The organism is Rothia sp. HMSC064D08 (genome assembly GCF_001809525.1).
In the GTDB taxonomy this organism is placed as follows: domain Bacteria; phylum Actinomycetota; class Actinomycetes; order Actinomycetales; family Micrococcaceae; genus Rothia; species Rothia dentocariosa.
In genome coordinates this window covers 55,394-75,857 of record NZ_KV797895.1, presented here as the reverse complement: position 1 = coordinate 75,857, position 20,464 = coordinate 55,394, and the positions used below count along the sequence as shown (strand labels likewise).

General features: G+C 52.7%; 18 protein-coding genes. 6 read left to right on the top strand and 12 right to left on the bottom strand.

Annotated features, from left to right (window positions below; translation table 11 throughout):
• Positions 1 to 59: 59 nt before the first annotated feature.
• The 11 genes from HMPREF2625_RS02500 to HMPREF2625_RS02450 form a co-directional block, all read right to left on the bottom strand.
• On the bottom strand, positions 60 to 683 hold the full coding sequence (locus tag HMPREF2625_RS02500) for a VanZ family protein (RefSeq protein ID WP_246826586.1): 624 nt from the start codon (positions 681 to 683) through the stop codon (positions 60 to 62).
• 183 nt (positions 684 to 866) lie between these two features.
• Entirely contained in the window at positions 867 to 1,316 is a 450-nt protein-coding gene (locus HMPREF2625_RS02495; protein WP_238382438.1) for a fluoride efflux transporter FluC, read from the bottom strand.
• Entirely contained in the window at positions 1,304 to 1,867 is a 564-nt protein-coding gene (locus tag HMPREF2625_RS02490; RefSeq protein ID WP_083295595.1) for a fluoride efflux transporter FluC, read from the bottom strand. Before HMPREF2625_RS02490 ends, HMPREF2625_RS02495 begins: the two co-directional genes overlap by 13 nt.
• A gap of 124 nt (positions 1,868 to 1,991) precedes the next feature.
• Positions 1,992 to 4,724 carry an MMPL family transporter gene (locus tag HMPREF2625_RS02485; protein ID WP_246826585.1) on the bottom strand — a complete coding sequence of 911 codons (2,733 nt, stop codon included), beginning with the start codon at positions 4,722 to 4,724 and terminating at the stop codon, positions 1,992 to 1,994.
• A gap of 58 nt (positions 4,725 to 4,782) precedes the next feature.
• Positions 4,783 to 5,436, bottom strand: coding sequence for a TetR/AcrR family transcriptional regulator (locus HMPREF2625_RS02480; protein WP_070521406.1), 654 nt, complete (start codon positions 5,434 to 5,436; stop codon positions 4,783 to 4,785).
• 128 nt (positions 5,437 to 5,564) lie between these two features.
• Positions 5,565 to 7,130 carry a sensor histidine kinase gene (locus tag HMPREF2625_RS02475; protein ID WP_070521402.1) on the bottom strand — a complete coding sequence of 522 codons (1,566 nt, stop codon included), beginning with the start codon at positions 7,128 to 7,130 and terminating at the stop codon, positions 5,565 to 5,567.
• A gap of 85 nt (positions 7,131 to 7,215) precedes the next feature.
• A complete protein-coding gene (locus HMPREF2625_RS02470) occupies positions 7,216 to 7,959 on the bottom strand; it encodes a response regulator transcription factor (protein WP_004005894.1) in 744 nt (247 codons plus the stop codon).
• A gap of 184 nt (positions 7,960 to 8,143) precedes the next feature.
• Positions 8,144 to 9,007: a hypothetical protein gene (locus HMPREF2625_RS02465; protein WP_070521399.1), complete on the bottom strand. Its 864-nt coding sequence runs from the start codon at positions 9,005 to 9,007 to the stop codon at positions 8,144 to 8,146.
• 352 nt (positions 9,008 to 9,359) lie between these two features.
• Entirely contained in the window at positions 9,360 to 10,832 is a 1,473-nt protein-coding gene (locus HMPREF2625_RS02460) for a hypothetical protein (RefSeq protein WP_070521396.1), read from the bottom strand.
• 11 nt (positions 10,833 to 10,843) lie between these two features.
• Positions 10,844 to 12,235: a hypothetical protein gene (locus HMPREF2625_RS02455; protein ID WP_070521393.1), complete on the bottom strand. Its 1,392-nt coding sequence runs from the start codon at positions 12,233 to 12,235 to the stop codon at positions 10,844 to 10,846.
• Between the two features lie 251 nt (positions 12,236 to 12,486).
• The gene (locus HMPREF2625_RS02450) at positions 12,487 to 13,260 is read right to left on the bottom strand and encodes a hypothetical protein (RefSeq protein WP_070521390.1); all 774 of its coding nucleotides are present in this window, start codon (positions 13,258 to 13,260) and stop codon (positions 12,487 to 12,489) included.
• Between the two features lie 250 nt (positions 13,261 to 13,510).
• Between HMPREF2625_RS02450 and HMPREF2625_RS02445 the strand changes: the two genes are divergently transcribed.
• The 6 genes from HMPREF2625_RS02445 to HMPREF2625_RS02420 all read left to right on the top strand — a co-directional run bounded on the left by HMPREF2625_RS02445 (position 13,511) and on the right by HMPREF2625_RS02420 (position 18,912).
• On the top strand, positions 13,511 to 14,365 hold the full coding sequence (locus HMPREF2625_RS02445) for a PRD domain-containing protein (protein WP_070521387.1): 855 nt from the start codon (positions 13,511 to 13,513) through the stop codon (positions 14,363 to 14,365).
• A gap of 444 nt (positions 14,366 to 14,809) precedes the next feature.
• Positions 14,810 to 15,799 (top strand): mannose/fructose/sorbose PTS transporter subunit IIA, encoded by a 990-nt coding sequence (locus tag HMPREF2625_RS02440; RefSeq protein ID WP_070521384.1) that lies wholly within the window; start codon positions 14,810 to 14,812, stop codon positions 15,797 to 15,799.
• Positions 15,796 to 16,668 (top strand): PTS mannose/fructose/sorbose transporter subunit IIC, encoded by an 873-nt coding sequence (locus HMPREF2625_RS02435; RefSeq protein WP_070449374.1) that lies wholly within the window; start codon positions 15,796 to 15,798, stop codon positions 16,666 to 16,668. Before HMPREF2625_RS02440 ends, HMPREF2625_RS02435 begins: the two co-directional genes overlap by 4 nt.
• 9 nt (positions 16,669 to 16,677) lie before the next feature.
• Positions 16,678 to 17,541 (top strand): PTS system mannose/fructose/sorbose family transporter subunit IID, encoded by an 864-nt coding sequence (locus HMPREF2625_RS02430; RefSeq protein WP_070521379.1) that lies wholly within the window; start codon positions 16,678 to 16,680, stop codon positions 17,539 to 17,541.
• A 104-nt stretch (positions 17,542 to 17,645) separates the two neighbouring features.
• Positions 17,646 to 18,413: an HAD family hydrolase gene (locus HMPREF2625_RS02425; protein WP_070521377.1), complete on the top strand. Its 768-nt coding sequence runs from the start codon at positions 17,646 to 17,648 to the stop codon at positions 18,411 to 18,413.
• 70 nt (positions 18,414 to 18,483) lie between these two features.
• Positions 18,484 to 18,912, top strand: a complete 429-nt coding sequence (locus tag HMPREF2625_RS02420) for a hypothetical protein (protein WP_070521374.1) — start codon at positions 18,484 to 18,486, stop codon at positions 18,910 to 18,912.
• 621 nt (positions 18,913 to 19,533) lie between these two features.
• On the opposite strand, the gene HMPREF2625_RS02415 is transcribed toward HMPREF2625_RS02420, so the two are convergent.
• Positions 19,534 to 20,214, bottom strand: coding sequence for a hypothetical protein (locus tag HMPREF2625_RS02415; protein ID WP_070521371.1), 681 nt, complete (start codon positions 20,212 to 20,214; stop codon positions 19,534 to 19,536).
• Between the last annotated feature and the right edge of the window lie 250 nt (positions 20,215 to 20,464).

The window sequence follows — 20,464 nt, the reverse complement described above, 5'->3', positions numbered from 1 at the left end:
GCGGGAACATAGTCTATGTTCCCGCCGCAACTTTTCGCTCCCAGATTCTCGATGTACCCTTACCCGATATGATCCGGCAAGTGGCGGTAACGCATCCGACGGCGGATCCGACGCCACACAAGCACAATGAGCGCACCGATCAAGGCGCCGACGGTGTTGTTGATAATATCGTCCACATCGAAGGTGCGGTATGCGCAGGGCACCAGACCCCAGTTGCCGCTCAGCTGGCTCAGCTCGATGAAGAGAGACAGTCCAAAACCCGCCAAGGCTGAGGCACGCAGACCCCAGCGCAGACATCCGGCGGTAAACAGCCCTATAGGAATAAACAGACCGATGTTAAAGAAGAGTTGGGCGAATGCCCGCGAGGTTGCGCCGCCGGTTCCCGGGGTTTGCAGCATCTGGAATGCTTGGATCCAGCTCCAGCCAGCATAGAGGCGTGGATAGTATAGCTCCGAGTGGCATTTTCCATCGCCCACCCCGATGGGGGTGAGGGTCAGCACCAAAACCACCGCCAAAAACAGCGAAAATATGCTGGTGATGATATAGTGCCGGGCTGTCAGCGACGATCCCGCGCGGCGAGCGCGCGTTCTCATCAGAAGAAAACCAAGGGCAAAAAGAGCGAGGGTAGCGCAGATGATTTCAAGACTAACCGTCCCCATCTGCTCCGATAGTAGTTTCCTCATCCACATTCCTCGTCAATAATGTACAGCGTCATAGGCAAGCCGTGAGTGGTAAAAACTCGCCTACCACCAGTGTAAAGCTATTGGGGCAACATCAAAGAACCGGAGCTTCACACGCCGCCGAATGCGCCCCTCACCTGTGCTGCACCCCACACGGATGGACCCTGTAGACCCTACCTAGCCGGGTTAGAAGAAAATATCGATGGGGATGATGGGGGCTACGTCGTCCCCCAGCAGCAGGACGAAGCAGAGCGTGCCCGCGAGCGCCGCGAGAACCGCCCCGATAACCTGCACGAGCCAGAGCATCAGGAACTTGGCCCGTTTGCCTTCGCGGCGTGCCGTCAGCGCTTCGACCATCGCGGTGGAGAAGGTGGTGAACCCGCCGAGCAGACCGGTGGTGATGGCGGTACACCAGAAGATGACGGATCCAGAGGCACCGTAGTGAATATCGAGCGCGTTCGGGTTAGCGACCGGCATAATCAGCAGCCCGTAGAGGAATGACCCCACCAGATTAATCACGAATACGGGGCTGATGATGGAGCGCTCGGTGCGCAGACGAGGCGACATTTTGACGTCAAGAAAATACCGGGTCATTGCCCCTAAACCGCCGAGCAGAAAGACCGTTAGCGAGAACACGATGAGTCCTCCCGAACGCTGGCATGGCGTGCCTCCCAGCGGGCGGCAATTTTTCCGCCCATGAAAAGACCCAATGCTGCGGCCGCTAAACCGCCGATAAAGAGCACGGCAAGACTGAGCAGAACGTACCACCCGTGCACCGTGTAATGAATAAATACCGCCTGCGAGGTAACCGCCGCGATGGACGAGTAGGTGGTATACCCGCCCATCATTCCGGCACCGAATAAAAAGCGGAACGGGCGCACCGCATCCTCGCTGTGCATGCGAGCGCGCAATGCCCACAGGGCAGTCAGAAGCCCCAGGGTGAAGGATCCGATCAGGTTCGCAGCAAGCACCCCGCCGGGTGTGTGGATGCGGCAGAAGGCGCCTATGCCTCCTCCTAAGAAAACCAGCAGCGGCGCGGGTATGCGGTTCAAGTATGCGGCGAGCGTTCGTCTTTCTGCCATCGTGTGGTGCGCCCCTTCGATGCGCTCGGGGTGAGAACTCGTGTTCTCGCGGCGATCCCCTACTTTCACCTTAGACCACGGAGGTACCAAGACGTTAATGGGCACGTTTATGTAGCCTGCCGCTCATTACCTAAAAAGCGCGAGCAGGTCTTTTTTGCTCCGACAAGGTAGGATTTTCCTATCTGCTCGGTACAATACGACCTGCTCGCGTGGTATACGGTATTAGCGGTTATTTAGTTTTCTCCTTCGCCCAGGGAATCTCGACCTCGGCTACTTTTTTCGCCACAGATTCCTGTGCTTCGGCTTCCTTCTCCTCGGAATCGTCGGATGCCTCAGATTCGCTAGGCGCTTCATCACCATCGTCGGATTTATCCGAGTCTTTGTGGTCCAGCTCTTCCAGAAGGGTCGCCCCTTCCACATCCATATTCGGAACGAGCTTATCGAGCCATTTCGGCATCCACCATGCTTTATCGCCCAGCAGGGTCAAAACCGCAGGGGTGATAGTCATGCGAACCACGAAGGCATCAACCAACACGCCGAATGCCAGACCGAAGCCGATAGGGCGAATCATTGCGGATTCGGCGAAGATGAACCCGCCGAACACCGAGATCATGATGATCATCGCGGCAACCACCACACGCACCGCATGGTTGTACCCGGCGACGACGGCGGTTTTCGCATCCTTACCGTGCACATAGGCTTCGCGCATGCCAGAGACCAGGAACACCTGATAGTCCATCGCCAGGCCGAAGAGAATACCAATCATCAAGGTGGGCAGGAACGCCAGAATCGGACCGGGATCGTGCACCCCGAAGAGGGATCCCATGAAGCCCATCTGGTAGACCGCAACCACGGCACCAAAGCTGGCCAAAATCGAGAAAAGGAACCCGACCGAAGCAACCAGCGGCACCAGAATCGAGCGGAACACCAGAATCAGCACAATAAACGACAGACCCATGACGACCGCCAAATACAGTGGCAGTTTCTGCGCCAGCGTATTGGAGACGTCGATATTGCCGCCAGTCAGACCGGTCACGCCCAGGCGCACATCGGTACCCTGCACGTTAACATCAACCTGCCGCAGCTTCTCAACCAGGTTCACGGTTTCAACCGAGCTAGGCCCGTGTTTGGGGGTCACCTGGAAAATCTGCAGGGTGTGATCATCGGTTTGCCCGATGGGAACTACGGTTTTTACGTTGTCGGGGTCTTTCGCCTCAACCGCATGGGCGATATCGAGCTGTGCCTGCTCGGCCTGCGCATCGCTCATGCCTGCGGGGGTGTGTGCCACTGCAACCACAGTACCGCTCATGCCTTCGCCAAACTTGTCTTTAACAATCTGGTAGGCCTGATATTCGGTGCTTTCAGTCTGTGCGCTTTCTGCCGAGGGAAGACCCATGCGCATCTGACCCATGGGAATAGCGATAGCACCCAGTGCCGCCACACAGAGCAGAATGGTGACCAAAGGTTTAGCGAGCACGATGCGCAGCCAACCGTGCGGGGTAGCCTCCCGCTTTTCCTGCTCGGCGTGATGCGCTGCAATCTTTTCGGGAGTATCGATAGATGCCCACGTTTTCTTCGACATGACCTTACGGCCAATCAGCGAGAGCATAGCAGGGGTTAAGGTCACCGAAATCAACACGGCCACGAAGACGCACAATGCCGCCGCATCGCCCATGTATCCCAGGAAGGGAATACCGGTGACATTCAGGGCAAGCAGGGCGATAATCACGGTTGTTCCGGCGAAGAGAACCGCGTTACCGCTGGTGCCGTTAGCGACCGCGATAGATTTTCGCAGCGGCATGCCGTCCATCAGGTTAGACCGGTGCCTGTTGAGAATGAACAGTGAATAGTCGATGCCCACCGCAAGACCAAGCATCATGCCCAGCATATAGGTGGTTGAGCTCATATCAATGAGGGATGAGAACGACAGGGTTCCCAGAATACCAATCACCACGCCCACAAGCGCCATAATGATAGGCAGCCCGGCGGCAATAAGAGTACCGAGCATAACGATAAGCGTAATGAGTGCCACCACAATACCGATAACCTCGCCAATACCCATACCAACATTGGGAGATTCGGCAATATTCTGGTCAAAATAGACCTTCAAACCCTTCAGATCAGCATTCTGGAAGTGTTCCATGAGCTTTTCTTTATCAGCCTGAGGGGTTTCTGCACTCTTTGTCTTGAAGAAAACCCTGGCGATTGCGGTCGAGTTATCTTCAGAGACCGTTCGGTAGTCGCTTGTCAGCTCCAAAAGCGCAGATTTGCGGGCGTATTCCGACTGCTGTTCGGGGAGTTTCTTCTCAGCGTCGGCAAGTTCAGCAGACTTAGCGTCATATTCTTTCTGAGACTCTTCCAGTTTGGCGCGTTGCCCGTCCAACTGCCCCTGTTGGGAGCCGAGCTGTTCGCGCATAGACTCTAGAGCGCCAGCCGCTTTGGCTTGTTCGCGGGCTTCGTCGAGTTGTTTTTGTGCAGCATCCAGCTGCTCTTTACCGTCTTTAAGCTGTTTACCGGCTTCTTCGAGCTGTTTCTTGCCGTCCTCGATGCGCTGCGGAGCGGCGTCGAGCTGAGGTTTGCTTTCTTCGAGCTGCTTTTTACCGTCGGCTATCTGCTGTTCGGTGGCAAAAGGATCGCCGACGGCATCAACGGCTGAATTCTCATCCTTGAGGCTATTCAGCGTGGTTATGAAAGCCTGTTTCTGTTCCTCGGTGATTGCGGACCCGTTATCTGTCTTTACAACAATCTGCCCGTTACCGCGGTTAGCATCGGGGTACCGAGTGGAGAGTTCGTCGGTAAGACGCTGGGTTTCGGTTCCGGGCATCGTGAAGGTGGTCTTCAGCTGTCCGTGGAATGCGCTATAGCTACCGGCAACACCGGCAATAACAAGCACCCAGATAGCAATAACCGCCCACGCCCTGCGTGCGGCAAAGCTACCTATGGAATATAGCCACTTAGCCACTATGATTCTCCTCAAATGTCTCTGTATCGGTTGAGTATGGTGTGCGTATTTGCTGCGCCTATGCGTATTTGCCGTCGATTAGCTCTTCGACATAGTCAAGACAGTGTTCTATGTTTTCTCGCATTTTTTCGGCATTTTCGGGCGGGTGTGGGTTACCTTCGGCGTCGTAGAAGGAGGTCGCGATTCCCTCGCAGATAGCGGAAGCAATGAGGTTCCCGAAGATTGCGATGCGCATCCGCGGTATGTCCTGTCTCTCCTGCCAAAGCTTGTCAATAACCATCTCAATGGAGTTCAAATAGGAGGTTGAGCTGTACTCATTGAACTTATTATCGAGAGCGTAGTCGTGAAGGGCGAACAGCAGCCGAGCGTGGGGTTCTACGTGCTCGGCAAGGCGTTCGGTGGTGAATGCGGCACGCACGCCGTTGAGCATATCCCGCTCGGGATGTGCTCCTCTGGGGGTGCAAAAGTCGGGGATGATCTCAAAAATACGGCGTAGGTAATCGTTCAGGCGTTCAACAACGGCGGCTTCAACCGAAGAAAAATGGTTGAAGATGGTACGCCTGGATACACCGGATTCTTTGGCGAGCGCATCCGCCGTGAGCGCCTTAAGACCGCCTGCAAGCACAAGCTTTTCTGCCGCATCCATAATGGCGATGCGGTTCTCGGCTTTACGCGCGGAGCGTTTATCTACAATCTTTTGGGCAATACACACAGTTATTACACTAAGTGCAATATTGCACCAAGTGCAACTATTTTTTGTGTGAGCTCAGACATATCTTTGCACTCAGTGCATATTGTTTGAAAAGTCTCTGCTCGCCAGAAAGCCCCAAATCAAGCGGTCTATGAGACCGAAACCCCCTGCCGCATAAGCGGAAGACGTACCGAAAATTCGGTTCGTCCGGGGCGGCTTCGCACAGAAATCAGCCCGCCATGTGCCTGCACGATCGCCTGCACGATTGCCAACCCGAGGCCGGTCGTCCCGTCAGAGCCCGAACGCGCCTTGTCTGCCCGCGCGAATCGGTCAAAAATCTTGGGCGCAAACTCTGGGTCAATTCCGGGACCGTTATCCACAATGGTCATAAGCGCTTCACGCCGATCCGCAGATACCCGCAGCCCGGCAATAACGGTCGTACCCTCGTCCGTATGTTTGCGCGCATTAGAGAGCAGATTCAAAATAACCTGCTGAATCTGCGAGCGGTCCGCGATCATCTCAACCGGTTCATCCGGCACATCCATGCGCCAGATATGGTCGCGCGCCGCCGCCTGCATATCCGAAACGCTCTCGACAAGCAGCTCGGTTAAGTCGATGTTCTCAAACTTCGGTTCACGCCCTTCGTCCAGGCGCGCCAGCAACAGCAGATCTTCCACGAGACGCGACATTCGTTCGGTCTGCGAATCGATGCGTGCAAGCGAGGACTGCCCGCCATCTGCGAGAGGTTCCGTCCACCGCAGCATATCGGAGTAGCCCTTAATGGCGGCCAGCGGGGTGCGCAACTCGTGGGATGCATCCGCAATGAAGGCACGTATCTGCTTTTCGGTACGTTCACGCACGTCAAGAGCCGAACTCACGTTGTCAAGAAGCTGATTGAGCGCATACCCTACAGACCCCACTTCGGTGCGGGGGTTCGCGTCTTTGGGGGTCACACGCACTTCGGGGGCAATAGTGTCAGATTCCAGATTGAGGCGCGCCACCTCGGTCGCCACACCGGAGACACGCTCTAGGGGCTTCATCGTTCTGCGAATTACGAACGAACCCAAAAATCCGGTACCGATCATCACGGCAACCGACCCAATACCCATTGTGATAGAGAGCATGGTAAGGGTCTGATACATTGCCCCCAGCGGCACACCGGTGATAAGCGCATCCGAAGAAGGCCCTGGTGAGGAAACCTTCACCATGTATTTACCAACGTCAAGGTTCACTTCGGTAAGCTGACTCTCTTGATTTACGGTGTTCCGAAGAGAGTTAAGAGTCTCGCGGTCTTTGTCACTGAGCTCCTTGATGCTGCCGTCGGCGCTCAAATACCCCGAAAATTTATACTCGCCCTGTCGATCGACGCAAAGATTAATGGTTCCGGCACCCTGACCCGGCGTATAGAGAGGGTTTTTCGGATTAGATTTATCGAGGCATTCAAAACCGTGACCGCTGGGAGAATTATTGGGGTTGGCGGCGCGATTCGCAGTTTCTTTGAGGGTACTGCCAATTTGCGCCCGCAGAGAGTTCTGCAGTGTGGCATAGGTTGAAACACTGGTAATAAAACAGGCGATTCCTAGAGCCGAAACGAGAATAAGAATAAGCCGCCTGCGCAGATGCGGCATTGGGCGTATAGCGGTTTTATCCCGTTTTTTTCGACTACCCTGTGGGGGCTGTGTCTCGGGAACACTGGGAGCTTCCACAATGGTCACAGACTTCACCCCTTCCAGGATATATTACTAAATCGGAATATAAGAATATATACACCTTGACTAGGCGCTTTACATAATTAGGGGCTTAAACTGCCGGTCGAATTACATAGCCAGCACCGCGTACCGTATGGATCATAGGTTCACGACCCACATCAATTTTCTTCCGCAGATACGAAATATAAAGCTCCACAATATTCGCCTGACCGCCAAAATCATAATTCCAGACATTATCCAAAATCTGGCTTTTAGAGACCACGCGCTTCGCATTCTCCATCAGATAACGCAGCAGGTCGAATTGGGTTGCCGTGAGAGCAATAGGTTCACCGCCACGGGTAACTTCACGGGTATCTTGGTTGAGCACCAAATCCCCCACAACGAGTTCGGCATCGTCAATAGCGGCAACACCCGAGCGCTGCACCAGCCTGTGCAGACGAATCATAACCTCCTCCATCGAAAACGGCTTGGTCACATAGTCATCGGCACCAGCGGCAAGCCCTTCGATGCGGTTATCCACCGAATCTTTCGCGGTCAAGAAAAGGCAAGGCACTTCGGGGTAAAACTTCCGGATGCGGTCCAACAGTTCCAGACCGTCGAAACCGGGCATCATAATATCAAGCACCAGCACATCGGGGCGCCAATCGCGGGCAATAGCTAAGGCTGCGGGTCCATCACCAGCCGACTGTACCTCCCACCCGATCATCTTCAGGCCCATACTGACGAGTTCTTTGAGCATCTCCTCATCATCGACCACTAGGGCACGAATGGGGCTGCCGTCCGGATGTTCGAGGGTCGGCAGGTTTTTAGCGATTTCGGTTGCTTTGCTGCTCATAGTGTTAAGGGTAGCGGTATTTAAACGCCTGTGTAGGTTTAGCGGCTGCTTTTCGAGCAGAACATAAAATATACATGCCCCGCACACAGCCTGCACACAGTATTCCTAACCCGCCAGTACAAGGATGTCCACAAAAAGTGGGTGACGCGCATTAATCCACGTCACCCACATTATGATGAATTATTTAGAGGCGAATACCGCTTGGGACTACTGTACGAGCCTGAAGTGGCACAACACCGCCGCCTCCGGGAGAGCCATATCCGTTAACGCGGGATGGCGTGGCTGTTTGGGCATCCGAGAAATCTTCATCCCGAATCTCTCCTCGATCAGTGATCTCGGTGAGTATTTCTTTATCCCGGTCGCCCACCCGTATCTCTTGGGGAAATATTTCAATCCATGAGCCGTTAGAGCAGGTCATGACTTTTACTTCCCGGTCTTTAATATACCGATAGGTGCCGTCCGCGTTAACGTATGTTTCTTGTCGGGTTCCATACCCGTAATTAGCTTCGGTGATTTCCTGCCAGGAACCGTCAGCATGCAGTTCTGCGCTATGGCTCTTTGTTTTCATGGTCCAGGTTCCATCAGCTTTGACTTCCCCGTGTTCATCGCCGCGCTTATCGTAGATCCATGACCCATCGGATTCGTTGATAGTGGTCCATTTCTTATCTTTGCTGTCCACGGATTCGGTGGATCTGGGGCGGGGCTTACCTGCTTTGTTATCGTCAGTCAGTGCTATCTCTTTTTCGCTGATGCCCTTTTTCTTGAGTGCTTCAAGGTCTGGGTTTTTACCGGATTCGTGGCTCGGGCAGGTGATTGGAAACTTAACGTCCCGCATAAAATCAAGGCCCCGCGCCTTTTCCGGGTGCTCCAAGAGTTCAGATACTTCAATCTGCTGCCCAGCAGACGAGGTGTTCGAGCCGGAGGATGATGCCGCAGCATGCGAGCTTTGGGGCGAGGAATTATTGGATGAAGATGCGGTTCCTGATGAACACGCACCCAGGGCAAAAACCAGAGCAGTGCCCAAAGAAAATACAGAAAGTCTACGCATTAAAAGTCCTTATCGGTGACTATGAGGGAAGTTACAGAATCAAATATACCCCGCCTCAGGTCTTCGCCACCGAAGACACGCTTCTGCTGGTCATAGGAACCAGACGCAGATACCCTTCTACGAACACCTTCTAGCGCTCATTATTTAACAGCCCGCAAACCATTATTTAACCCCATACCCATTTTTACCCTTATATTCCGGGGAATTTTTTGGAAGGGTGCAGAATCATTATTTAACTCTCAGGCAAATATTATTTAACTCCGAGTCCTTGATGATGCGCACAACAAGGGTGGCGCATCCAGCCGTAAAATCTGGATGCGCCACCCTCTACCTTCTTCACAAACATTTTCCGTTAAGACACAGCCTGCTGACCGGGCTGCAGAGGCTGACGCGGGGTCAGCGGAATGACCCCTCCCCCGCCGGGACCATCACCTCCACCAATCAGTAAATCTGGTTGAGGAGGAACGTAAATATACCGTTCTTTATCTACCGAAGATACCTCGCTCTTACGTGATGACGATTCCCGATATACTTTGCCGTCCGGGGTGCTGTATACAGTTTCATAGGCGCTTTGAGTACGCCAGGTGCCATCAGATTTTACTTCTTCTGTTCGGTCCCGGTCTTTTCTCTGCCAACTTCCGTCAGGGTTTACGTGAATAATATCTTCCCCGTCGCTGCGTGTATTATTTTTGATTTCCCATGAGCCGTCAGCATACAACACAGTAGTTCTGTCATAATTACCGGAGTTATCAGAATCTTTCTGCGTCCACGTGCCGTCTGCTGCAACATGTATTGTCGTGTCACCATCGCGCGATTCCCAGCTCCACGAACCATCCGGATTGACCTTAGCCATACCGAAGAAGGGGTCTTTTTCTGAACGTGGTCGGGGCTTGCCCGCTTTATTCTCATCCGTCAGGAGTATGCCCTCAAGTTCGGCGGTAGCATGCTTATACTCATCGGTTCCAGGAACAGCCTCTTTAACAGGCATTCCCAAAGGCAGAGCCGTACGCGGTTTCAGGGGAATAACACCATTTTGAGGAATATATAACCCCATATCGTACATACTATTCATGTATTCCCTAGGAGTTGTAACCCCACTCTGCGCCCCATGTGTGATAGATTTTTCCTCCCCGGTTTCTGTATTCTTTTCCACGGCTGTACCGTCAGGGTTTCCCGTGATGACCTTATTATTCGAGTATCCGCTAGACTTCCATGTGCCATCGGCATGTGCCTCAACGTTTTCTGGGGAAGATGAATCGCTCTTACGCTCGACACTCCACGTGCCATCAGCATTAACGCGAGTTTTTGTCTGTGAAGAAGAAACTTTTTCAATCCTCTCCCAAGATCCATCTGCGTTAATCGTCATTTCGTGATATATGTCAGACCCCGTTCCACGCTTCACATGGAATGTACCATCGACATTAACTACAACTGATAATTTATCCTGACCGCTGCCTTCTTCAACAGTCCACGAACCGTCGTCCTTGAGTTTTACATTCTTTCCTAACGAGCTCTGAGACTTCTGTTCAGCGCGCGGGCGGGGTTTACCAGCCTTATTATCGTCAGTAAGACCCACAATCTGTTTCTCATGACTCTGTTCTTCATTCTTCTGTTTCTCCTCTGTTGGGTTCGTCGTGGGGGAAGCGGAAGAAGACTCGGGTGAGGCAGAAGATGATGCAGAGGAAGATATAGAGGAGACAGGGGAAGATCCCTCAGATTTACCCGGGTTGGCTCGTTCCACAGTCATACAGGCGCTGAGCGCGAGCATGAGGGCGCATCCAGTGGAAAGGGGAACGACGATGCGGGTGAACTTAGTGTTTTTCATCGAAAATTTCCTTAAGACACAGCTTGCTGACCGGGTTGAAGAGGTTTACGCGGTTTCAACGGAATAACGCCTCCGCCGCCGGGGCCGTCCTCTAAATAGGAGAGGCTCGGTTCACGGGGAACTTGAATATGGCTTACTTCATGTCCTCCCGAAGAGAGTTCGGTCTTCCGACCCGAACTCTCCCGAAAGACTTTACCGTCCGGGGTGCTGTACTTGGTGTCGTACTCAGTTTGGGTGCGCCACGTCCCGTCAGCTTTTACCTCTACCGTTCGGAAGGAATCCTTTGAAGTCCAACTACCATCGGGGTTCACGTGAACAAAGTTTTCTCCATCGCCCATTTTTATTTTAGATTCCCAGGAACCATCCGCGAACAACTGCGAACTTCCTTCACGGCCAGTTTCTGCGGAGTCCTTCTGATCCCACGTACCGTCTTCAGAAACACGTATGGCTGAACCTTTACTCAGCCAAGTCCATGCCCCATTCGGGCTGACGATAGCATCATCATCGATTTTCCTCTCTGAACGTGGTCGGGGTTTGCCCGCTTTGTTCTCATCCGTCAGGAGTATGCCCTCAAGTTCGGCGGTAGCATGCTTATACTCATCGGTTCCAGGAACAGCCTCTTTAACAGGCATTCCCAAGGGCAGAGACTTACGAGGCTTGAGCGGAATAACACCGTTTTCAGGGACGATCTCATCAAGTTTATAGGTATCGGCGATCGAGCCTTCATCATGATCTTTCGGGGTTGTGACCATCTTCCACTCTAGCGGGTTAAGAGGTTTCTCCTCCCCCAACTTCGTGTTCTTTTTGATTGCCGTACCGTCAGGTTTTCCCGTTATAACCGCGTTCGCCCTTTCGGTAGATTCCCAGCTGCCGTCGGAACGCATCTCAGCTTTTTCTGGGGACCCCTCACTCCCATATTTTTTCTCGATGGTCCACGTGCCGTCAGCATTAACGTGAGTTTTTTGTTCGCTGGAAGAACCTTTTTCGATTTTCTCCCAGGACCCATCGGCGTTGAGGGTAAATTCTTCCGTAGAATCTTCCGAATTTTTATTCTTCACCTGGAATGTGCCATCGGCGTTAACCGAAACCGATTCCGTGCGTCCATTGTTATCTTCTTCGACAGTCCACGAACCGTCATCCTTGAGCTTTACATTCTTCGTTGAATCCAAAGGCTCCTGTTCAGCGCGCGGGCGCGATGTACCGGCCTTATTATCGTCGGTAAGCCCCACGATCTGTTTCTCATGCGACGTTGCAGAAGCTGATGAGGATGCGCCGGAACCGCCATGATTAGAATCTCCCGAACCGATTCCTTGTACAGAGGTCGAGCAAGCACTGAGTGCCAGCATGAGAACACATCCGGCAGATAGGGGACCAAATACGCGAGTGTGATTATCATTCTTCATCGGAAGTTTCCTTACGGCTATGTAGTCTATGCGGTGTTTAAAAATACCTTTAGTTTCAGTCTATGGTTCTTAGATAGACTCGATACCGCTAACACCCCACGCTTTCTTCCAACACTCAGCGAATATAGAGTACGTTCCCATATTTCTTCCAGCAAAGCTCCAGGCAGAAGGGCGTTTTAGACACAAAAAGGTGGCGCATCCAGCCGTAAAATCTGGATGCGCCACTGTAATCTACAGAGAGAAGTTCGGGGTTACTGAGCCTTCTCCCCTGGTTTAAGCGGGGTACGCGGTTTGAGAGGAACAACGCTGTTGCCACCTACGCCGCCTTCAGCATATGCAATCGGGTTTACAGGAACCGTCGTAGGGGTAAGCTCTTTCCCAACTTCGCGCTTCTCCTGACCTGGTTTCTCTTGGTAGACCTTGCCGTCGGCAGTTCCGTAAAGGGTAGAGTACGAATCTACGCTGCGCCACGTTCCATCGGCCTTAACCTCCATACCCCTAGCGCCTTTAGTCAGATCCGTATCGCCGCTTTCGCGTACTCGAATCCAGCTGCCATCCGGGTTTACGTGAACCCGCTCATTCCGTTGTGCGTCAAAGCTTTCCCAGGTGCCGTCGGCATTCAGATTAGCTTTATCACCTTTATTATTAGTCCATTCCCAGGTGCCGTCAGCTTTGGTGGTCATGGTATAGCTCTCGCTCTTATACTCCCATGAACCGTCCTCATGCACTGTCGCTCCAGGGTAGGGGTCTCCGTATGTCGAGGTCGGCCGCGGCTTACCGGCCTTATTATCATCGGTCAAGGCTTTTGAGGTAGCGCTCGAACTTGCCGAAGCCGAGGCGCTGGTGCTGCTGGAAGCTGAGGCGCTGGGCGATGCGGTTTCCGAAGCAGACGCGCTCGCACTCGACGGGCTGGCGGCGGAAGACGAAGGTGCCACACTGCTCACTGAGGAGGAGCAGGCGCTCAGGGCGAGCACCGCTGCGAGGGCGGCGGAAAGCGGCATCGCTAGACGACGAGGGTTATGCATAGAAGTCTCTTTCAACAGTGATTATTGCACGGTGTTTATAGCACCGACTTATTCATTCTATCGGCATCTCTCCATAAAATGCAGAACATATACTTCATATTTTAGAAGGACTGCATCGTATTTTATGTTTATCGAGGTAAAAGGCGGCAAGCCTAGAGCGCATAGATTCGCTTTCTCACGGTAAACAACACGCAAGGGCTGTAAAATCTTGAGAAAGCATTCGATACCGCCCACACGGAAGGAGGGATGCATGCGCATCAGCCGCATCTATAACAATAATGTCGCCCTCACCCGTGACTCTTACGGGCAAGAGGCGGTAGTTATCGGGCGCGGACTCGCCTTTGGTAAACGCAAGGGCGATCTGGTCGATCCGAGTAAGGTCGAGCAGACGTTCATTCCCGAACATGATATTTCCGCCGAACGGCTCAGTTGGTCGCTCTCCGAGATTCCCCCGGAAATTCTTGCCATTGCCTCCGAACTTGAAACGAAGGTTCGCAATACCCCCGATATTAAAATCGCGAATTCCTTCATCATTCCTTTCGCAGACCACCTGCACTATGCTGTTGCGCGCGCTCGCGAAGGACTGCAGGTTGATTATCCTCTCGCACCCGAGGTAACGCTGCTGTATCCGCGTGAAGTTGAGTTCGGGCGCCAGGCACTTGATCTGGTACATGAGCGTTTGCATCTCACCCTAGATCCGCAGGAAGCGATTCCTTTGGCGTTACATCTCGTCAATGCCCAGTTTGCAACGGCCGATATGTCGCGGGCTTTCCGCATGACTGAGGTTTTTGCGCAGGTTTTTGATGTTATCGGAGCGACATATGGCAAGCCGATAGATACAAATTCCATGTCGGCGGCGCGGTTTATCACCCATCTGCGCTATCTCTTCGTACGTGCCGATCGAGAGAACAATAAACAACAGCGACATATCACTCAGCCTGGTGTTTTGGCGGCGCTTCGGGCGGATGCGCCCCAAGCCTTCGCATGCGCACAAAAGGTTCTTCTCCTATTAGAGATGCAGCTCAATCAGCCGTTACGCCAGGATGAGCTCACATATTTGACGATTCATATTGACCGCCTCGCCCAAGAGATGTGGGGTTCTTAAAATTTAAACTCATCACCTCCGTGCAATAAAAATTCTCTTGATCGTAAATAACGCAGAATTTTTAATGTTTTATTCACAATCACAAGAATTTTTAGTCAGAATGCATCTTACCCCCCCCGACAAGCCCTTCCAAAACTCAATATATTCCTATATTGGAATATAAGAATATACGCTATTAGTGCATCAAAATACAGCAAATAACAGCTTTTTACCTCTGTCCCACTGATAACCTTTCACACTCTCCACCCTCTAGATCATGCCCTTAAGAACGACATAGTTTAGGTCACATATACTATATTTATGTGCCGAGCGGTTCTCGTGTAGAAGCATTTTTTCCTATATTTTTCTCCATATTTAAAACCGTTACCGACCGTGATATTCTCAAAGGGTTTAGACCCTTAAATACGGAAACAACACACATTCTGTAGTAACGAGAGGACCATCATGGTCACTATCATCGTGGCGGCACACGGGGAATCAGCACCCGCGCTCTTAAAGACCGCCAGCATGATCCTCGGAAACCTCGATAACGTGTATCCGGTGACATTTCTTCCCGGACAGGGTCCGGAAGATTTGATCGAAGAGTACACGCGCATCGTTGCGGAAACAGGATCCGAAGAAACCCTTATTCTCGTCGACCTCTTCGGCGGCAGCCCCTACAATGCGGGCGCTCGATTCGCAGCAGAACACGAAAATATTGATGTTGTTGCAGGCGTCAACGTGCCGATGCTCATCGAAGTTATCAGCGGCGCCGGTCGCAAAAATGCAACCCTCAAGAGCCTAGTTGCCAAAGCCCATAAGGCGGGCGTGAAGGGTATTCGTTCCTTCCAAGAAGCCAACCAGCCGGTACAGGAAGAAAAGCCTTCTCAAGAGGCAAAATCCGCCGAAACACCGACGGCACCGGAAATACCCGCAGAACAGCAGGTTGAAGGCGGGCATATGGATGCTATTTTTACGCGCATCGACTCCCGCCTTATTCACGGGCAGGTCGCGGGCACCTGGGTTCCTTATGTGGCACCGCAAACCTTTATTGCCGCATCGGATGCAGCCGCCCACGACAACCTCCGCAAGACCCTGCTGCTGCAGGTGGCGCCCGCCGGAGTCAAAACCAATGTGCTCGATATTGCTAAAGCGGGGCGCGTGTACAACAACCCCAAGTACACCGGTATGAAAACCATGTTTGTGCTTGAATCCCCAGTCGATGTGGTGCGTCTAATAGACGAAGGCGTCGAAATTCCAGAGGTCAATGTCGGCGGCGTAACCTACAAAACCGGTATGACGCAGCTTTCTGAGGCAGTTTACGCATCTGAGGAAGACCTCGACGCATACCGTGAGCTTCTCAAACGCGGCGTCAAGCTGTACGTACAGCAGCTTCCCAACCACAACCCCGTCGATCTGGCAAAAATTTTGAAAGAGAAAGGCCTCGATTCATGAGTCCCCTCGCATTTATTCTCGTCATTGTGGTGGCGTTCATTGCGGGTGTCGCATCCGTGGTGGACGAACGCCAGTTCCACCGTCCCCTGGTGGCATGTACCCTCATGGGTTTCGCCCTCGGCGACCCTACCACTGGCATTATCTTGGGCGGTATGCTCGAACTTATTGCCCTCGGGTGGATGAACGTCGGCGCGGCGATGGCACCCGATGCGGCGCTCGCATCATGTATCGCAACGGTCGTCGTTATTCACGGTCACCTTGATAAAGCGCAGGGCATCGCCGTTGCTATTCCGATTGCCGCAGCCGGGCAGGTGCTCACCATTTTCGTGCGAACTATTACCGTCTTCTTCCAGCATCAAGCCGACCGGTTCGCCCAAACGGCGAATTTCCGGGGTATTGAGCTCATGCATATTAGCGGTATGGTTCTGCAAGGTTTGCGTGTGGCTGTCCCAACCGCCGTGGTTGCCCTTATTAACTCCGAAACCCTGCAGAACTGGCTGCAGGCTATTCCTGCTGAAGTGACGAACGGCCTGCGCATCGCTGGCGGCATGATTACGGTGGTCGGTTTCGCCATGGTCATTAACATGATGAAGTCCCGCGCCCTCATGCCGTTCTTCTTCCTCGGATTCATCGCGGCAGCCGCTATTCCGGCGTCCCAGGAAATCACGCTCAGCGGCGGCAACCATGATGCTATCGGCAACCTCGCCGCAACCCTGGCAGACCCCGCACAGCTGAACCTAGTCGCGATCGGTATTGTCGGAGCATGCCTGGGACTGCTGTATACCCAGCTGAATCCAATCTTCCATAAGAGTGAGGCGGCACCGGCAGCCGCACGCCCAGCCGACGACCTCGATAACGAGCTTGAGTAGGAGCGAATCATGACTGAGAACACTCAAGAAAAAGTAACCGCAGAGGTTCCCGACCTCACCAAGCGCGACAAGATTGATACGTACATCCGTTCCACCTTCCTGCTCGGCTCATTCAACTTCGAGCGTATGCAAGCCATTGGTTTTGCGGTGTCGATGATACCCGCGATTAAACGTTTCTATACCAAGAAGGAAGATCAGGCGGAAGCACTCACCCGTCACCTGGAGTTCTTCAACACCCAACCCTGGGTCGCGTCCTCTATTATGGGTGTGACTGCCGCTATGGAGCGCGAAAAGGCAGCCGGTAAAGAAGGTATTGACGATGCCGCCATCACCAACGTGAAGGTTGGTCTGATGGGACCGCTCGCAGGCGTGGGAGACCCGATTTACTGGGGTACCGCGCGCATCGTGCTGGCGGCGGTGGGCGCATCCTTCGCTATTGCGGGCAATATTCTGGGACCACTGATTTTCTTCTTCGGCATGACCGTGATTCGGTGGGCCACTCGCTGGTACGGCTTCAAATATGGGTACGAAAAAGGTACCCAAATCGTGGGCGAGGCGGGCGGCAACACCCTGCAGAAGATCACGCAGGGCGCCTCGGTGATGGGTCTGTTCGTGATGGGGTCGCTCGTGTACCGGTGGACAACCATCAACATTCCGCTCAAGCTCACGGAATACGAACAAAACGGTAAGAACGTTGAGGTCACCGTGCAGTCGATGATGGATCAGCTGCTGCCCGGGCTTGCCGCACTGGCCCTGTGTTTCCTGTGCATGTGGCTTCTGCGCAAGAGGGTTAACGCCATTTGGATTATTTTCGGTCTCTTTGCCGTAGGTATTGCAGGTTCCTACCTCGGGTTCCTGTCACTTCCCTCCTAGGTCTGGGTGACCGTTTGATAACCTCGCGGGATGCGCGCTCCGGTAGACTGGTACCGGGCGCGCATCCCGTGATTTTTAGCCACCACACAGACCTGAGGAATCCCATGAAAAAACTGATGGCATTCGACTTGGATGGAACCCTGCTTTTTGACCGGGCCATCGATCCCGCGAATGTACAGGCTATTCACCGTTGGCAGCAGGCCGGGAATCTTGCGGTGTGTGCGACGGGGAAAAGTATTTTCGCCACGAAACTTGCCCTCGATAAAACCGGCGTAACCTTCGATTACAACGTTCTGTACACCGGCGCGGTTGTGACCGATGCCGAGTACAACATCCTCCACGCACAAACTCTGCCGGTGTCGGTGGTGCGCGCCTGCTATGAACGGTTCAAAGAAGAACCTGGAGTCGCGCTTTTTGCCACGACTTTAACCCATGACTACCGTCTGGCGGATAATGTGGGGTCTTCGACTAATATTCTGCCTGAGTTCCTGCCACTGGCAGAGTCCGAGGTTGATACCCAAGATTATGTGGGTGTTCCCCTATGGATTCCTGAAGACGATGCTCGTGAGCGCGCCTACCGCTGGATTCTTGAGGAGTTCGGTGGTTCAGTGGATTGTCACAAGAATCAGGATTTTCTGGATATTGTGCCTCCGCGGTGCACGAAGGCTACCGGGCTGGCATGGCTGGCAGAGTATTTGAAGCCTGCCGAGTATGAAACCTATACGATTGGGGATTCCTGGAACGATGTACCCATGCACGAGTGGGCGGATCATGCGGCGTCGTTCAGCTATTCCCCGGATGATGTGAAAGCGCGCACCGAGGTTTCGGTGGATCATGCGTGGAAATTTATTGACTCTTCGTTGGGTGCATAGATTCTGCGTTTCACGTGAAACTTTTTGCAAAAACAACGTTTATAGATTGTTAAAGCGGGGTAGATGGCGAATGTCTTCAACAAATAAGGGACGCAATCCCGAGAGCTTTGGCGATGCTTTTCGGCAGGCCGCCCGTGAGTCTTTGGTGAAGAATCAGCGCGAGCGTAGAAGCGATATTGTTTCCATCGCCCCGATTCAACTGGCGCTCGCCGCGTTGGCGATAGGTATTTATGCCCTGTGGAATATTTGGTTGTGCCTGATCCCGCTGGGAGTGGTGCTGGTGCTCATGTGGGTGCGTTACACCATGCAGCGGCAGATTTCCCGCGATTTTGTGCAGCTGGATGCGGCGCGCACGGCCTGGCACAAAACCCGCGATAAGCAGTATTTAGAGTTTATGGCGGAAAATGCCGGGCACATCCTGAGGGAGAATAAGGCGCTGACGAAGGATGCGCGCAAGCGTGTACAGGAGTACGCCGACTACGCATCATCCCGGCTTTAATCCGCTGCCCCGCTCCCCGTTTTACGCGGAAGAAAGGCTCTTTCACATGGAGGAAAGAGCCTTTTGCGGCGATTCTGCCTGCTGAGTAGTACACCCAGGGGTGTTTTGATCACCCCTGCCGAGTACATTGCTGCATTTATTACATATATGTAATAAATGCAGCAACGTACCTAACCTAAACCCATGCTTCCCCATTCCGGACTTCTTCTTTAAGTTCTCCCTTCATCACCTGATCCAAGAAATTTTGGGCAAAATTTTGAGCTTGAGAATACGACTCTGGGAACATTTGAGGTTCATCTACTGATTTTGCGATAAGTTTCCTGTATTCCTGTATCATTCCAGTTCTCAGGGAAAATTAACCCCTGACAATATGGGTCAAGGTTATTTTCTAGCCTTTTAGCTTCCAGTGCTTTGTACAGATCTACCGCACGTATCCCGAGAGACTGCTGCGCAAGTACTGGAATATCAACAAGATCTTTAATACGTGTGCTCCGAGAACCGCAATGTCCTACCCCTGGATATACCTGCATAGTTGCAGTTACTTTATCTGCAATATGATCTACCTAAATTCCGCGTCCCGTCGAGCGGGTGCAATATCAGAATATCTTCCTTTACCATCTTTCACTGAGGTGCGTGCCTGAAGGTATGTTCGTGCCAAGATTCTTCTTTCATAGTCGTGTTTTTATAAATTTTCCGGGATATTTCAACTCGATCTGAGGGATAGATGATATCGGGATTACCAATATGCCCATGACCTTCAACCGGCATAATTTTTTCGCCAGATTCTAGGTATGAATCCAAAGCCGGATGCGCAGAAACACGTGTTTCAATCCTGGTTTTGAGAAGCTCACCCATAATCCAGGGTGCGGACGCCGAGTAAACCCTGTAAGAGTACTTGTGCACTGCATCCACAACATCAGACCAGTGAACCTCATGCTCTTTCTGAATAAGTTCCTGCAGAACGAGTGAAACCTTCTCAAGATCGCGGCCTTCCCGCAAGAAATCACAGATCAGTCGGGTTGGAGGAACCAAGGGAAGACCTTCAACAATAGTGGCTTCAGCAGACATATCTTGGCGACGCGACAGATGAATATCCTCGAAAGAGATCTGCTTACGTTCCCGTGAATAAAACTCATACTGCTGTGTATAGAAGTCGCCTACCCCATATACTTCGGCCGCAGAGGCAGAAGCAACAATAAATTGGGGAGAATCCCACAGTCTCTCCCCCGCACTCTTTTTGGGGTCCAGCGAAAGCCACGCCGCGCGAAGATCTCGATGGATATCCCAGCGAGCAGAGGACAAAACATATACACCTCGCCGCACCTGCTGTACATACCCTTGGCGCACTTTACGATGCAGAGTCGCGCGGCTTACCCCGCGACGTCACCTTCTAGAACTCTCAAAAATCCCTCACACAATACACCATCACAACACACCTAAAAAGCTCTGACTAGTATTTATATAAGTGACAGACACGCTATTTTACATATACTTTACAAGGCAACTATCTAAGAGTAGAGTGAGTGCCGTACACGAAGAATGTAACGTTAAG